We start from the raw sequence: 15,276 nt of genomic DNA on the forward strand, positions 1-15,276 counted from the left end.
CAAGCCCGTCATCGACCTCAACACCAACCTGTCCCACCACGGCTACGTCCCGAGCACCGCGATCGCCGAACAGGTCGACCTCCGCGACCGGCGCTGCGTGTTCCCGTTCTGCACCCGCACCCGCACCGACCGCGACCACCGACAGCCCTACGACGACGGCGGCCCAACCGAGTCCGGCAACATCGCCCGCCTGTGCCGAGGACACCACCGCGCCAAGACCTTCTCCGCCTGGACCTACGACATGCCCGCCCCCGGCGTGTACGTGTGGCACTCACCCGCCGGCAACACCCTGCTCGTCGACCGCAGGCGAGAACCCTGACCACCCCGCCCCGACACCCCGCCGACAACGGCGGGGACATCGGCATGCCCGGACCGTCAGGATCGACGGCCCCGGCGTGAAGGTTCCGTCAGGGACGGTCACCCGGAAGGCGCGGTCGACGTAGGACTGGGTCATGACCGTCCTCGCCGCTGGCCCCCGCGCCCTCCCTCCCCACCACGACCTGCTCGACGCGGTCGCCACCTCGATCGGCACCGTCGTCCGGGCGGTGCTCGACGACGACCGCGAGACCGCGCGGCGCGTGCTGCGCGACGGCGCCCACCGGCACGCGCTGGTCGGGGCCGCCGAGGACCGGGTCCGGCGCGCGATCGTCGGCTCCGCCGACCGGCGTACGGCGGCCCAGCAGCTCCTGCTCGTCGGCGACGTCGCCCGCGCCTCGCGGCTGGTCGACGACCTCGCGCGGCTCGTGCTGCTCGGCCGGGTGGAGGGCGGGGTGTCGGCGTCGCGGCGCGAGGCGCTCCTGCTCGTCGCGCGCTTCGGCGAGGAGCGGCTGCACCAGCTCGCCGACGGGGTGGGCGGGCCGGGTCTCGACCGCGAGTTCGTGCGGTGCGGCCGGTGCCTGCTCGACGCCGCCGAACGTCTGGACACGGCCCGGGCCACGACCCGCCCCCTCAACCCCGCGATCCCGTGCTGCGCCGCGCTCGCGACCTCGGTGCTCCAGGCGTCCCGGCACGCGCTGCGCGCGGCTTCCTGACGATCCCGGCCGACCCGACCCGATAGTCCCGGGCGAAATGGCCCCTGAGACGGGTCTTGAAGGGCCATTTCGCCCGGGACTATCGGGGGGTGGCGCCGTCGGGCTGCTCGGCGACGGCGGAGACGAGCCAGGCGGCGACGATCGCGGTGACCGTGCCGACGACGGCCACCCCGACGACCATGAGGACGACCCCGACCAGGCGACCGGTGGTGGTGACGGGATAGGTGTCGCCGCAGCCGACCGTCGTCACCGTGCACGTCGCCCACCAGAGAGCGTCGCCGAACGACGTGATGGTCGCGTCGGCGCGGCCCTGCTCGGCATCGAGGACCGCGAGGGCGCCGAGCCCGACGGACGCGGCCGCCGTACCGCCGACATAGGTGCCGACCCGACCGCTCAGGTTGGAGCGCGCCGAGCGGTTGAGCATCCGCGCGAACGCCAGGAGCCGCAGCAGCCGCAGCGGGCGGAGCATCGGCAGGACGATCAGCGCGACGTCGTACCAGTGGCGCACGGCGTAGCGGCGGGCGTCGTCGGCGAGGTGGAGGCGGGCCACGAAGTCGACGACGAAGGCGGCCCACACCGACCAGGAGGCGACGGCGAGGCCGTCCTCGATCGTCGGGTCGAGGCGCGGGTCGAGGATCGGCCAGGCGTAGGCCGCCAGGAACGCGACCGCCAGGAGCAGGAGAGGGATCTCGGACCGTCGTTCCCAGCGCTCGACGCGCTCGTCGCTCATGCCCCGACCCTAGGAGGATGCGTCAGCAGGCCTTGACGGTCTCGGGCACCGCGGTGAAGTCGTAGCAGCCGACCCCGACCTCGGAAGCCACGAGCGTGGGGACGGGCTGGTCGGCACCGCCGCCCTCACCGGGGCCGGTGACCTCCCAGCGGTAGACCCGGAACCGGTTGTCGTTCGGGTCCCCCTCGAGCACGCGGGTGTAGAGGCCGGCCCCGCCGCCGGTGGTGAAGGTGAGGTAGCCACCGATCCCCTCGCTGAACCCGAAGCCGTAGGGCACGGGGGTGACGTCGGCGGGTTCGGCCGCGGTCAGCCCACCGGCGGCGTCGGGCACCGCGAGGGTCTCGACCCCGGACTCGCCGCCATCGGTCGCGAAGAGGCGGTAGCCGACGCCGGCCTGGCCGAGCTGCACCTGCAGCGGCGAGAGACCGCTGCCGGCCGGCACCTCGAGGGTGCGTACGTCGTCACCGTTCGTGACGGTCAGGGTGCTGCCCTCGACCACGGCGGTCGAGCCGTCGTCGTAGTCCACCGGGGTGCCCGCGTCGACGTAGGCCGGGTCGTCCTCGGGCAGCAGGCCGCTGAGGTCGACGGGCTCGGGCGACGTCGTCGGGGCGGGGCTCGGCGGCGCCTCGGTGGCGGTCGAGGAGGTCGCCGGCTGGTAGGGAGCGGCGTCACCGTCGTCGTCGGCGAGCGAGAGCGCGACCACCGCGGCAGCCACCGCGACGGCCGCCGCGGCAGCCCCGGTGAGGACGGCGGCCCGGCGCCGGTGCAGCGGTACGACGACGGCCGGCGGCGAGGCCGGGCTCAGGTGCTGCGGCTCGACGAGGTCGGTGCGGGCGCGGAGCGCCTCGCTGAGGCGGGTCTCGAGGTCGTTCATCGGCCCTCTCCCTTGAGGATCTGCTCCAGCGCGTCGAGCGCGCGGGAGGCGGTGGACTTGACCGAGCCGCGGGAGATCCCGCAGGCCTCGGCGATCTCGGCCTCGGAGAGGCCGGACCAGTAACGCAGCACGAGGACCTCGCGCTGCCGGGGGGCGAGCCGCTCGAGTCCGGCGAGGACCTCGCGGTGCTCCTCGGCGAGGACGACCCGGTCGTCGGGCCCGGGTGGCTCGGCCTCGGCGGGCGGCACGTAGGCCCGCGCCGTACGACGTCGGCGCAGCGCCGAGCGCGAGCCGTTGACGACCGACGTGCGCAGGTAGCCCAGCGCGGCGTGCGGGTCGCGCAGCTTGTGGAGGCGGGAGGCCATCGTCGCGAAGGCGTCCTGGACGACGTCCTCGGCCGAGGCCTGGTCGTCGACGAGGAGGATCGCCAGGCGCACGAGCGACAGCCGGTGGGCGGCGTAGAGCTCGGCCAGGTCGTCGGCGGTCAGGTGACGCCCCGCCCGGCCGGGGAGTTCCGTGGTCGTGGTCATGCCTGTGAGACGCACCAGGAGCCAGGGGGTTGTCTGGAGCGGTTGACTGACCTCATGACGACACCCTCGCCCGTGCTCGCCTGGCACGAGATCGCCCGCACCCGCGACCCCGCCGGCCTCGACGCCCTGCTCGCCGACGACTGCGTCTTCCGCTCGCCGGCCGTGCACACGCCCCAGGAGGGCAAGGCGGTCACGACCGCCTACCTCCGGGCCGCGATGGTCGTGCTCGGCCCGACGCTGCGCTACCTCGACGAGTGGTACGCCGGGGGTGACGACGGGGGCTCGGCCGTGCTGGAGTTCGAGTGCCAGGTCGACGGCAAGGTCGTGCACGGCGTCGACATGCTGCGGTGGGGCGGCGACGGGCGGCTCACGTCGTTCACGGTGATGGTGCGGCCGGTCAAGGGCCTCGAGGCCGTCATCGCGGCTATGGGCGCCGAGCTCATGAAGGGCTGACGAGGGAGAGGACGACCATGTTCGAGGGCTTCGAGAGCGGTGACGTCGACGTCGACGGCGTCCGGATCCACGCGCGGGTCGGCGGCAGCGGCCCGCCGGTGCTGCTGCTCCACGGCTATCCGCAGACCTCGGCGATGTGGCACGAGGTCGCGCCCGCGCTGGCCGAGACCCACACGGTCGTGGCCGCCGACCTGCGCGGCTACGGCCGCTCCGACCGGCCGGCCTCGACGGCCGACCACGCGTCGTACGGCAAGAGGGCGATGGCCGCCGACCAGGCCGGCCTGATGCGCGCCCTCGGCCACGAGAAGTACGCCGTCGTCGCCCACGACCGCGGCGCCCGGGTGGCGCACCGGCTCTGCCTCGACCACCCCGAGGCGGTGACCCGCGCGGCGCTGGTCGACATCGTGCCGACCCGCCACGTCCTCGGCCACGTCGACCTGGTGCTGGCCCGCGTCTACGACCACTGGTTCTTCCTGGCCCAGGAGGGCGACCTGCCCGAGGTGCTCATCGGCGGCGCACCCGACTACTACCTGCGCCGCAAGCTCGAGCAGTGGTCGGGCCCCGGCGCGGTCTTCGCCGAGGAGGCCGTCGCCGACTACGTCGCCTGCTTCGACACCGAGTCGATCCGGGGCTCGACCGAGGACTACCGCGCCGGCGCCACCATCGACCTCGCCGACGACGAGGCCGCCTGGGCCGCCGGCCGCCGCGTCGGCTGCCCGCTGCTGGTGCTGTGGGGCGACGCCGGGTTCGTGGGCCTGGCCTACGAGCCCCTCACCGTCTGGCGGGAGTACGCCGAGCGCGACGACCTGGTGAGCGGCCAGGCCCTCCCCGGCGGCCACTTCCTGCCCGAGGAGGCCCCGGCCGAGACGATCGCGGCGCTGCGGCAGTTCCTCGCGACCTGACGGACCCCCGCCCGGGTTCCGTCAGGAACAGCCCCCTGACCGTCAAGGAACCGTCAAGACCGTCGGGCGGACCCCCGGGGCGGGGGTCCGATGGACCCGTGACCGATGTCCTCTACCTGCTGACCACCGTCGTGGCCTTTGCTCTGCTGGCCCTGCTGGTCGGCCTCCTCGACCGCGGGGGTGACGCGTGAGCGCGCTCGCGCCGGCCCTGGGCCAGCTGCTCGCCCTCGTCGCGCTGCTCGCGCTGACCGTCCCCTTCCTCGGGCGGTTCCTCGCCCACCTCTACACCTCGGACAAGCACCTCGGCGTCGAGCGGGTGACCTACCGGGTACTGCGCGTCGACCCCGACGCCGACCAGACCTGGCGGGCCTACGCCACCACCGTGCTGGGCTTCTCGCTCGTCGGCGTGCTCGTCCTCTTCGCACTCGGGCGGCTCCAGCAGCACCTGCCGCTCTCGCTGGGCTTCCCCGCGCTGCCGGCCGACGGCGCCTGGAACGTCGCGGTCTCCTTCGTCACCAACACCAACTGGCAGTGGTACTCCGGCGAGGCCGCGCTCGGCCACCTGATGCAGATGTCGGGCCTGACCGTGCAGCAGTTCCTGTCCGCCGCCGTCGGCATGGCGGTCGCGGCGGCGTTCGCCCGCGCGCTCGCTCGCAACGACGGCTCGCGCCGGGTCGGGAACTTCTGGGCCGACCTCGTGCGCGTCGTCGTCCGGGTGCTGCTGCCGATCGCGTTCGTCGCGGCCCTGCTGCTCGTCGTGATGGGCGCGGTCCAGAACCTCCTCGACCCGCACGACGTGACCACGCTGACCGGCGGCACCCAGCCGATCACCGGTGGCCCGGTCGGCAGCATGGAGGCGATCAAGGAGCTCGGCACCAACGGCGGCGGCTTCTACAACGTCAACTCCGCCCACCCGTTCGAGAACCCCACCCCGCTGTCGAACCTGTTCGAGATCTACCTGATGCTGCTCATCCCGTTCGCCATGGCGTGGGCCTTCGGCATCATCGTCGGTGACCGCCGCCAGGGCGCCGCCGTCCTGACCGTGATGGCCCTGCTGCTGCTCGTCTCGATCAGCCTCCTCACCTGGGCGGAGATGGCCGGGCCCGGCACGGCCCCCGAGCTCGCCGGCGGCGCGATGGAGGGCAAGGAGCAGCGGTTCGGCACGGCCGGCACCGCGCTCTTCGCCGCCGTCACCACCGGTACGTCGACCGGTGCCGTCAACGGCATGCACGACTCGCTCACGGCGCCCGGCGGTGGTGTCGCGATGTTCAACATGATGCTCGGCGAGATCTCGCCCGGCGGCGTGGGCTCCGGCCTCTACGGCATGTTGATGCTCGCGGTCGTCACCGTCTTCCTCAGCGGCCTGATGGTCGGCCGCACCCCGGAGTACCTCGGCAAGAAGATCGGCCAGCGCGAGATCGTCCTCGTCGCCCTCTACGTGCTCACCACCCCGGTGCTCGTCCTGGTCGGCAGCGCGGTCGCCCTGACCGCGTCCGACGGGCTCGCCGGCCTGCAGGAGAGCGGGCCGCACGGCCTCTCCGAGGCGGTGTACGCCGTCACGTCGGCCTCCAACAACAACGGCTCCGGCTTCGGCGGCCTGACCTCGGGCACCCCGTTCTGGAACACGCTCCTCGGGCTCTGCATGCTCTTCGGCCGCTTCCTGCCGATGGTCCTCGTGCTCGGCCTCGCCGGCCGGTTCGGCGCCCAGACCAGGCGGCCCGCCGGCGCCGGCACGCTGCCCACCCACCAGCCGTTGTTCGTCCTCCTGCTCGCGGGCGTCGCCCTGGTCGTGGTCGGTCTGACCTACGTGCCGGTCCTCGCCCTCGGCCCGATCGTGGAGTCCCTGTCATGAGCACCACCACCAGCACCACCACCAGCACCGCCCGCAGCGCCGTCCTCACCCCCGCCCAGCTCACCGAGGCGCTGCCCGGCGCGCTGCGCAAGCTCGACCCGCGCGAGCTCCTCGCCACCCCCGTGATGCTCGTCGTCGAGCTCGGCGCCGTCGCGACCACCGTGCTGTCGGTGCTCGACCCGAGCGTCTTCGGCTGGGCCGTCACGGTGTGGCTCTGGCTGACGGTCGTCTTCGGCACCCTGGCCGAGTCGGTCGCCGAGGGCCGCGGCAAGGCGCAGGCGGCGAGCCTGCGCGAGCTGCAGACCGAGACGCCGGCGCGGCGTCGTACGCCGTCGGGTGGCCTCGAGCCCGTCCCCTCGACCGCGCTGCGGGCCGGCGACGTCGTCGTGGTCGAGGCCGGCGAGCGGATCCCGGGCGACGGCGACGTCGTCGAGGGTGTCGCGTCGGTCGACGAGTCGGCCGTGACCGGCGAGTCGGCCCCGGTGATCCGCGAGTCCGGTGGCGACCGGAGCGCCGTCACCGGCGGCACGATCGTGCTGTCGGACCGGATCGTCGTACGCATCACCTCCGACCCGGGCCAGTCGTTCGTCGACCGGATGATCGCCCTGGTCGAGGGCTCCGAGCGGCAGCGCACCCCCAACGAGCTCGCGCTCAACGTGCTGCTGACCTCGCTGACCGCGATCTTCACCGTCGTCTGCGCGAGCCTCTACTTCGTCGCGGACTACAGCGACGCCCACCAGGACGTGCTCGTGCTGGTGGCGCTCCTGGTCTGCCTGATCCCGACCACGATCGGAGCACTGCTCTCGGCCATCGGCATCGCCGGCATGGACCGGCTCGTCCGGCGCAACGTCCTCGCCATGTCGGGCCGGGCCGTCGAGGCCGCCGGCGACGTCGACGTGCTGCTGCTCGACAAGACCGGCACCATCACCCACGGCAACCGGCAGGCCGCCGAGCTGGTCGCGGTCGCCGGGGTCACCGACGAGGAGCTCGCCGAGGCGGCCGTGCTGTCGTCGCTAGCCGACGAGACGCCCGAGGGGCGGTCGATCCTGGCGCTCGTCGGTGGCGCGGCCGCGGCACCCGCCGGGGCGACGTACGTCGCGTTCTCGGCGACCACGCGGATGAGCGGCATCGACGTCGGGGGCCGCGAGGTCCGCAAGGGCGCCGCTGGCTCCGTCGCGGCGTGGGCCGGCGGCTCGAGCGCCGAGCTCGACGCGGTCGTCGAGCGGATCAGCGCGAGCGGCGGCACGCCGCTGGTCGTGGCCGAGCGGGTCGACGGGCAGAGCCGGCTCCTCGGCGTCATCCACCTCAAGGACGTCGTCAAGGACGGCATTCGTGAGCGGTTCGAGGAGCTGCGGGCGATGGGGATCCGCACCGTGATGATCACCGGCGACAACAAGGTCACCGCGGCCGCCATCGCGGCGGAGGCCGGCGTCGACGACGTGCTCGCCGAGGCCACGCCCGAGGACAAGCTCGCCCTCATCCGCAAGGAGCAGGAGGGCGGCCGGATGGTCGCGATGTGCGGCGACGGCACCAACGACGCCCCCGCGCTGGCCCAGGCCGACGTCGGCGTCGCGATGAACACCGGCACGACCGCGGCCAAGGAGGCCGGCAACATGGTCGACCTCGACTCCGACCCGACCAAGCTCATCGACGTCGTCGAGATCGGCAAGCAGCTGCTCATCACCCGCGGCGCGCTCACCACGTTCTCGGTGGCCAACGACGTCGCGAAGTACTTCGCGATCCTGCCCGCCATGTTCGTCGTCGCGTTCCCGGACCTCGACGTCCTCAACGTCATGCGCCTCGACCCCGACTCGGCGATCCTCTCCGCGGTCGTCTTCAACGCGCTGGTGATCATCGCGCTCATCCCGCTCGCGCTGCGCGGCGTCGCCTACCGGCCCGCGTCGGCCAGTGCGCTGCTCCAGCGCAACCTCCTGCTCTACGGCGTCGGCGGCCTGGTCGCGCCGTTCGTCGGCATCAAGCTGCTCGACCTCGTCATCTCGCACCTCCCCGGTCTCTAGGAGCCACGTCATGAAGGACCTCTACGCACTGTTCCGCTTCAGCCTCGCCGGGCTGCGGGTGATGGTGGTGGCGACGCTCGTGCTCGGCGTGGCCTATCCGCTCCTCGTCACCGGCGTGGCCCAGGTCGCGCTGCCCTGGCGCGCGGACGGCTCGCTCGTCACCGCGACCGGCGCGCACACGACCGACCCCGACGAGGCCGTCGGCTCGAGCCTCCTGGGCCAGCTCGTCGACGACCCGGGCCTCTTCCAGCCGCGGCCGTCCGCGGCCGGCGACGGCTACGACACGCTGGCGACCTACGGCTCCAACTACGGTCCCGAGAGCCCCGACCTGGTCGCGGCCGTCAAGGAGCGGCAGGCCGAGATCGCCGAGCGCGAGGGCGTGTCGACCGGCGAGGTGCCTCCGGACGCCGTCACCGCGTCGGGCTCGGGCCTCGACCCGCACGTCTCGGAGGCCTACGCCGCCCTCCAGGTGCCGCGCGTGGCGGCGGCGAACGGCCTCACCGAGGACGTCGTACGACGCCTCGTCGACGAGCACACCGACGGCCGCACCCTCGGCGTGCTGGGCGAGCCGCGGGTCGACGTGCTGGCGCTCAACATCGCCGTCACCCAGGCTGCGCGAGACTGATCCCATGAAGGACCGTCGCGGCCGGTTGACGGTCTACCTCGGCGCGTCGCCGGGCGTGGGCAAGACCTACGCGATGCTCGGTGAGGCGCGGCGACGCGCCGACCGCGGCACCGACGTGGTGGTCGGCTACGTCGAGACCCACGACCGGGCCCACACCGCCGAGATGGTCGAGGGGCTCGAGGTGGTGCCGCGGCGGACGGTCGACCACCGCGGCACGACCCTCACCGAGATGGACACCGACGCGATCCTGGCCCGCGCGCCGGCCGTCGTCCTCGTCGACGAGCTCGCCCACACCAACGTGCCGGGCAGCCGGCACGCCAAGCGGGCCGCCGACGTCGAGGAGCTCCGCGACGCCGGCATCGACGTCATCACGACCATCAACATCCAGCACCTCGAGTCGCTCAACGACGAGGTCGAGCGGATCACCGGCGTCCGCCAGCGCGAGACCGTGCCCGACGAGGTCGTCCGCACCGCCGACCAGATCCAGCTCGTCGACATGTCGCCCGAGGCGCTGCGCCGGCGGATGGCCCACGGCAACATCTATCGCCCTGACCGGGTCGACGCGTCGCTGACGTCCTACTTCCGGGTCGGCAACCTCACCGCCCTGCGCGAGCTGGCCCTGCTCTGGCTGGCCGACCGGGTCGACGACGCGCTCGGCGACTACCGCCGCGCGCACGACATCGACCACCCGTGGCCCACCAAGGAGCGGATCGTCGTCGCGGTCACCGGCGGCGCCGAGAGCGAGACCCTGCTGCGCCGCGGAGCCCGGCTGGCCCAGCGCGCCGCCGGCTCGGAGCTGCTCGCCGTGCACGTCATCGCCGCCGACGGCCTGCGCAACGCCGACGAGACCCGGATCTCGCGCTCGCAGCAGCTGGTGGCCTCGCTCGGTGGCACCTCGCACTCCGTCGTCGGGGAGGACGTCGCCGCCGCCGTCGTCGACTTCGCCACCGCCGCCAACGCGACCATGGTGGTCGTCGGCGTGTCCCGGCACGGCCGCCTGCGCCGGCTCTTCGCCGGTACGACGGGCGACCGCATCGCCTCGCTGGCCGGGGCGGTCGACGTCCACCTCGTCACCCACGACCAGGTCGCGCGCGGCACCCGGCGGCGTTCCGTGCTCTCCCCGCTCAGCACCGGCCGGCAGGTCGCCGGCTGGCTGGCTGCGGTCGTGATGCCGGTGCTGCTGACCTCGGTGCTGCAGGCGTTCCAGGACACCGACCAGCTGCCGCTCGCCGAGATGCTGCTGCTGGCCGGCACCGTCGTGGTCGCGCTGGTCGGCGGCCTGCTGCCAGCGCTGGTCGCGGCGGTCGTCAGCTTCTTCGCGCTCAACTACTTCTTCACCGACCCCACCGGCCAGCTCACCGTCGCCGAGCCGGCCAACCTGCTGGCGCTGCTGGTCTACGTCGCCGTGGCGGCGGGCGTCGCCACGGTCGTCGACCGCGCCTCGCGCCGCGCGGGCGACGCGCTGCGGGCCCGCACCGAGGCGGCCACGATGAGCTCGCTGTCACGCTCGGTGCTGACCGGCCAGGACACCGCCGAGGCCATCGTCGAGCGGGTGCGCGAGGTCTTCGGCCAGGCCTCGGTGTCGCTGCTGGCGCAGGGCCCGTCCGGGTGGGAGGTCGTCGCGCACGCCGGCCCCGACCACGCCTGCGCCCCCGACCAGGGCGACACCCGGGTCAAGGTCGACGACGACCACGTCATCTGCCTGCGCGGCGAGCCGTTGCGGGCCACCGACCAGAAGGTGCTGGAGGCCTTCGCCGTGCAGACCAGCCTGGTCCTCGAGTACCGCCGGCTCCGCGAGCGCGAGCAGCGCGCGGCCGCCCTCGAGAGCGCGGACGCCACCAGCACCGCCCTGCTGCGGGCGGTCTCCCACGACCTGCGCACCCCGTTGGCCACGATGCGGGCCTCCGTCGACGGCCTGGTCGACGGCCTGGTCAGCGGCGAGCTCGGCGCCGCCGACCGCACGACGCTGCACGAGGCGCTCGCCTCGTCGACCGACCAGCTCGAGGGCCTCATCGACAACCTGCTCGACCTGTCGCGCCTGCAGAGCGGCCTGGTCCGCCCGGTCCTGCGCGACCGCAGCCTCGACGAGGTGCTGCCGCTCGCCCTCGCCGGCCAGCCGCCCGGCGCCGTCGTCCTCGACGTCGACGAGCCGGCGCCGGTCGTGCACACCGACGCCGGGCTGCTCGAGCGCGTGGTCGCCAACCTGGTCTCCAACGCGGTGCGGGTCTCGGCCGCGACCGGCGGCGAGCCCGTCCGGGTGCTCGCGCACGTGCTCCCCGAGCGGGTCGAGGTGATGGTCGTCGACCGGGGGCCCGGCGTACCGGCCGAGCAGCGGGCCGCCATGTTCGAGCCGTTCCAGCGGCTCTCCGACACCACACCCGGCGGTCTCGGGCTGGGCCTGGCCGTGGCCCGCGGGCTCACCGAGGCGCTCGAGGGCGAGCTGTCCGCGGAGGACACGCCCGGGGGCGGGCTCACCATGGTGCTCTCGCTGCCGCGAGGATCGGCTCCATGACGAGCCCCGTGACCGGTCACCGGGTGCTCGTCGTCGACGACGAGCCCGCCCTCGCCCGCGCCCTGGCGATCAACCTGCGCGCCCACGGCTGGGAGGTCGTGACCGCGGCCGACGGCCGGTCGGCGCTCGATGCCGCGGACACCACCCACCCCGACGTCGTGGTCCTCGACCTCGGGCTGCCCGACATGGACGGCGCCGAGGTGATCTCGGGCCTCCGCGGCTGGACCACCGTCCCGATCGTCGTCCTCTCCGCGCGCCAGCACGGCGAGGACAAGGTGGAGGCGCTCGACCTCGGCGCCGACGACTACGTCACCAAGCCCTTCGCGATGAACGAGCTGATGGCCCGCCTCCGCGCCGCCGTACGCCGGTCGCAGGAGGCGGCGCCGACCGAGAGCGTCGTGGTGGTCGGCGAGCTGAGCATCGACCTGGCCCGCAAGCGGGTGGCGCGCCGGGGCGACGACGTCCGGCTGACGCCGACGGAGTGGGCGTTCCTCGAGCTGCTCACCCGCAACCTCGGCCGGCTCGTGCCGCGCGAGCAGGTGCTGCGTGAGGTGTGGGGACCGGCGTACGAGCACGAGACGCACTACCTGCGGGTCTATGCCGCCCAGCTGCGCCGCAAGCTCGAGGACGACCCGTCGGCGCCGCGGCACCTGGTCACCACGGCGGGGCTGGGCTACACCCTCGAGCCGTGACCCCTCAGGACAGGTCGCGGACGAACACCTCGAGGTAGCCGTGGACGGAGTAGTAGCCACCGCGGTCGACCTGGCCCGGCACCAGCACCGAGCGGGAGAGGAAGACCGCGCCGCTGCCGTCGGCGAGCAGGTCCTGGCCGAGGCTGTAGTAGTCGGACGCCCTGCCGGCCGCGCTGCGCGAGGCCATGCTGACCGCGCCCGTGGCCGCGCGGTAGACGTAGGTGTCGGTGAAGTTCTCGTAGTAGTAGCACTCCGCCTCCGACGGGCAGTCGCCGTCGTCCACGTCGTCGTCGGCGAGCGGGGCCGCGCTGGAGAACAGCACGACCGAGCCGTCGGCGCTGACCGCGTCGACGGTGGTCGCGAGCCCCTCCGGGTCCGGCAGCGACGTGGAGAGCTGGGTCGTCGTGGCGGTGGCGAGGTCGCGGCGGTAGGGCTGGTCGCCCGCGACGTAGGCCACGACCGAGCCGTCGGCGTCGACCTGCGGGCTGCTGGCGCGCGCGGCGACCAACGAGCTCGTGGCGGTCGTGCGGTCCCAGAGCAGGACACCCGGCACGGCCTCGGCGGTCAGGTCGGTGGCCGCGGTCGTGAACGCCACGTGGCGGCCGTCCGCGCTGACGGCCGGCTGGCGCGACCGGCCGTTGCCGGGGGCACCCGCGGGCGTCCGGGAGACGCGGGTGAGGGTGCCCGACGTGCGGTCGCGCAGCAGGACGTCGGTACCCGACGTGAAGGCGACCCAGCGACCGTCGGCGCTGATCGACGGCTCGGCGGCGGACCGGCCGACCCGGGTGATCGTGCCGGTCCCCCGCTCCCACACGTAGGCGTCGAGCCGACGGGCCCGGTTGCCCGGCACCAGGTTGGCCGCCCGGGAGACGAACGCGACGAACCGACCGTCGCCGCTGACCGAGGGGGAGCGGGACAGGCCGTTGGGCTCGGCGCCGCGGGGACCGTGGGCCACCCGCAGCAGGCGGCCGGTGGCGGTGTCCTTGAGGAAGACGTCGTCGACGCCGTTGGTGTCACCGGGCACGGCGTCGACGGCCGAGGAGGTGAAGGCGACCCACCGGCCGTCGTCGCTGGCCGAGGCGTCCGTGGCGTCGGCGGAGCCGAAGAAGCCGGTGCCGCCGCCGGTCTGCGAGCCGTTGCTGGTCGTCGACAGCCGCCTGGTCGGCAGGACGACGTCGGTCGGCGTCCCGCGCAGGGTCTTGTAGGTGTAGCGGCCGTCGCTGCCCTGCACCCGGTAGCGCGTCGCGCCCGAGGCGAGCTGGACGAAGTCGAACCGGTTGCCCGAGCCGTCGATCCCGGCGACGTGCTGCCAGTGCCCGTTGACCAGCTGCTCGAGCGCCAGGGTCTGGTCGACCACGAACGGCCGCAGGCGGGCCGGCGACAGCACCCGGGTGCCGACCTCGGCCGACGCCGGCAGCTTCCAGACCAGGCGCTGGACGACGATCTGCTGCCGCACGCTCCGGCTGACCAGGCGACGCAGGACCCGGCCACCGGCGCGCACCCGCGGGGCGACGACGCGCCAGGTCACCGGTCCGGTACGCCGGGGGGTCCGGGTCTCGATGATGAACTCGCCGCCGCGGAACGAGCGGTCGCGCACCACCGTGGCCCAGCCGCCACCGCGCCGCTGCTGCACGAGCACCGGTCGCGGCACGGCCGCCGGCCCCGACAGGTAGCCCTGGACGAACTCTCGCTGGCCCGGCAGGGCCCGCTGCTCGAGGTCGAACGAGATCCCGGGCGCCGCCGCGGCCGCCGGGGCGGCCGGGGCGACCGCGGCCACGAGCAGCGTGGCGAGGAGGGCGGTGACCAGGGCGGTGACCAGGGCGAGGGACAGCGGGACCGGGGTGCGCGTCGTACGGCTCATGTCAGGTCAACGCCCGGCGGGGCCACCGCGTTGACACCGCGCTAGCCGGGTTGGCCGGGTTGGCCGGGTTGGCCCGGCTGGGTGCGGCCCTGGCCGTCGCGGACGTCGAAGTAGTCGGTGCCGCGCTTGCGGGCGACCGGCTTGGTCACGGTGCCGCGCTCGAAGACGACGACGCTGTCGTAGAAGTGCATCGACCGGGTCGTCTCGGTGAACGTGTCGACGACGAAGTCGTCCTGCTTGGAGTGCCAGGCGTGCAGCTGGTCGCTGAGCCGCTTGGCGTACTCGATGAACGTGCCCTCACGGAGCAGCCCGCCCTGGTAGCCGGGCCAGTAGCTCGTGTGGAGGTCCTCGATGAGGAAGCAGCCCTCCTCGGACATCGCGGGATAGATCTCCTCGAACGTCGCGATCTGCTGGCCCATCTGGTGGCCGCCGTCCTCGATCACGACGTCGAACGGGCCGTGCTTCTCGACGAGCGAGCGCAGGAACGTCCGGTCCTCCTGGTCGCCGATCTCGATCGAGACGTTGCCACCCTCGAACTGGCGGCACCGCTCGTCGATGTCGACGCCGACGATCTTGGAGTCGTCGTGGAAGTAGTGCTCCCACATCCGCAGGGACCCGCCCTGGTTGACGCCGAACTCGAGGATCGTGACCGGCTCGTCGCGGAAGCGTGCGAAGTGGCGGTGGTAGATCTCGAAGTAGTGGATCCACTTGTGGATCCGCGGACCTTCGTAGTGGCGGAAGAAGCGCAGCAGCGGATTGGGACGAGGCACGTCTGCGGACCCTACGTCGTGCGGGGCTCTTCGGGTGTGACCTCGGCGGCGGGTCCGACGTGGGCCCCGGCGGCGTGGGCGCCTCCCGCGATCGGCGGCTCCTCGGCGTCGGGGTCGACGTGGCGCGGCCGGTCGTCGCCCGGCGCCTCGCCCGAGTCCTGGCCCAACTCCTGGCCCGGCGCCTCACCCGAGGGACCACCGGGCGGGGTGGCGGCGTCGTAGCGCCCGACGGCGTCGAAGTCGCGCTGCCGGATGAGGAAGAAGCAGAGCACCGCACAGACGAGACAGAGGATCGCCCCGATGAGCAGCACGTTGTTGAGGGCGTCGACGTAGGCCGAGGTGCCGACCTGGGTCACCGTGTCGCGGGCGGCCTGGCCGGCCTGGGCCCCGCCGGCCTGGGTCGCCTGGGCGCCGGCCTGCTCGGCC

The 15,276-nt window shown here is 73.7% G+C and carries 15 protein-coding genes; 9 read left to right on the forward strand and 6 right to left on the reverse strand.

Annotated elements, in window-relative coordinates:
- Positions 1 to 319, forward strand: a 319-nt coding sequence (locus Q7T52_RS14660) for an HNH endonuclease signature motif containing protein (RefSeq protein ID WP_304803741.1), incomplete at its 5' end; no start/stop codon positions are given.
- Between the two features lie 133 nt (positions 320 to 452).
- Positions 453 to 1,031 carry a hypothetical protein gene (locus tag Q7T52_RS14665; RefSeq protein ID WP_304803743.1) on the forward strand — a complete coding sequence of 193 codons (579 nt, stop codon included), beginning with the start codon at positions 453 to 455 and terminating at the stop codon, positions 1,029 to 1,031.
- Between the two features lie 79 nt (positions 1,032 to 1,110).
- On the opposite strand, the gene Q7T52_RS14670 is transcribed toward Q7T52_RS14665, so the two are convergent.
- Genes Q7T52_RS14670 through Q7T52_RS14680 form a run of 3 tightly spaced genes read right to left on the reverse strand, consistent with a single transcriptional unit; the run spans position 1,111 to position 3,165 of the window.
- Complete coding sequence (locus Q7T52_RS14670) at positions 1,111 to 1,761, reverse strand: potassium channel family protein (protein WP_304803744.1); 651 nt, start codon at positions 1,759 to 1,761, stop codon at positions 1,111 to 1,113.
- A gap of 22 nt (positions 1,762 to 1,783) precedes the next feature.
- The gene (locus Q7T52_RS14675; protein ID WP_304803746.1) at positions 1,784 to 2,635 is read right to left on the reverse strand and encodes a hypothetical protein; all 852 of its coding nucleotides are present in this window, start codon (positions 2,633 to 2,635) and stop codon (positions 1,784 to 1,786) included.
- Complete coding sequence (locus Q7T52_RS14680) at positions 2,632 to 3,165, reverse strand: RNA polymerase sigma factor (RefSeq protein WP_304803747.1); 534 nt, start codon at positions 3,163 to 3,165, stop codon at positions 2,632 to 2,634. Before Q7T52_RS14680 ends, Q7T52_RS14675 begins: the two co-directional genes overlap by 4 nt.
- Before the next feature lie 54 nt (positions 3,166 to 3,219).
- On the opposite strand from Q7T52_RS14680, the gene Q7T52_RS14685 reads away from it, so the two are divergent.
- From Q7T52_RS14685 to Q7T52_RS14715, 7 genes are all read left to right on the forward strand, one after another.
- Entirely contained in the window at positions 3,220 to 3,618 is a 399-nt protein-coding gene (locus Q7T52_RS14685) for a nuclear transport factor 2 family protein (RefSeq protein WP_304803749.1), read from the forward strand.
- 17 nt (positions 3,619 to 3,635) lie between these two features.
- Positions 3,636 to 4,520, forward strand: a complete 885-nt coding sequence (locus Q7T52_RS14690; protein WP_304803751.1) for an alpha/beta fold hydrolase — start codon at positions 3,636 to 3,638, stop codon at positions 4,518 to 4,520.
- Between the two features lie 187 nt (positions 4,521 to 4,707).
- Complete coding sequence (gene kdpA, locus Q7T52_RS14695; RefSeq protein WP_304803753.1) at positions 4,708 to 6,372, forward strand: potassium-transporting ATPase subunit KdpA; 1,665 nt, start codon at positions 4,708 to 4,710, stop codon at positions 6,370 to 6,372.
- Positions 6,369 to 8,390 (forward strand): potassium-transporting ATPase subunit KdpB, encoded by a 2,022-nt coding sequence (gene kdpB / locus Q7T52_RS14700; protein ID WP_304803754.1) that lies wholly within the window; start codon positions 6,369 to 6,371, stop codon positions 8,388 to 8,390. Before kdpA ends, kdpB begins: the two co-directional genes overlap by 4 nt.
- 10 nt (positions 8,391 to 8,400) lie before the next feature.
- A complete protein-coding gene (kdpC, locus tag Q7T52_RS14705) occupies positions 8,401 to 9,015 on the forward strand; it encodes a potassium-transporting ATPase subunit KdpC (RefSeq protein ID WP_304803755.1) in 615 nt (204 codons plus the stop codon).
- 4 nt (positions 9,016 to 9,019) lie between these two features.
- Positions 9,020 to 11,527, forward strand: a complete 2,508-nt coding sequence (locus Q7T52_RS14710; RefSeq protein ID WP_304803756.1) for a DUF4118 domain-containing protein — start codon at positions 9,020 to 9,022, stop codon at positions 11,525 to 11,527.
- Entirely contained in the window at positions 11,524 to 12,219 is a 696-nt protein-coding gene (locus Q7T52_RS14715) for a response regulator (RefSeq protein WP_304803757.1), read from the forward strand. The genes Q7T52_RS14710 and Q7T52_RS14715 overlap by 4 nt, the downstream gene beginning before the upstream one ends.
- Before the next feature lie 4 nt (positions 12,220 to 12,223).
- Here Q7T52_RS14715 and Q7T52_RS14720 read toward each other — a convergent pair whose 3' ends face one another.
- The 3 genes from Q7T52_RS14720 to Q7T52_RS14730 all read right to left on the reverse strand — a co-directional run.
- A complete protein-coding gene (locus tag Q7T52_RS14720; RefSeq protein WP_304803759.1) occupies positions 12,224 to 14,080 on the reverse strand; it encodes a hypothetical protein in 1,857 nt (618 codons plus the stop codon).
- Between the two features lie 41 nt (positions 14,081 to 14,121).
- Positions 14,122 to 14,850, reverse strand: a complete 729-nt coding sequence (locus Q7T52_RS14725; RefSeq protein WP_304803761.1) for a class I SAM-dependent methyltransferase — start codon at positions 14,848 to 14,850, stop codon at positions 14,122 to 14,124.
- An 11-nt stretch (positions 14,851 to 14,861) separates the two neighbouring features.
- The coding region (locus tag Q7T52_RS14730) for a hypothetical protein (protein ID WP_304803763.1) at positions 14,862 to 15,276 on the reverse strand (415 nt) is incomplete at its 5' end.

The sequence above is a fragment of the Nocardioides sp. genome, from assembly GCF_030655615.1.
In the GTDB taxonomy this organism is placed as follows: domain Bacteria; phylum Actinomycetota; class Actinomycetes; order Propionibacteriales; family Nocardioidaceae; genus Nocardioides.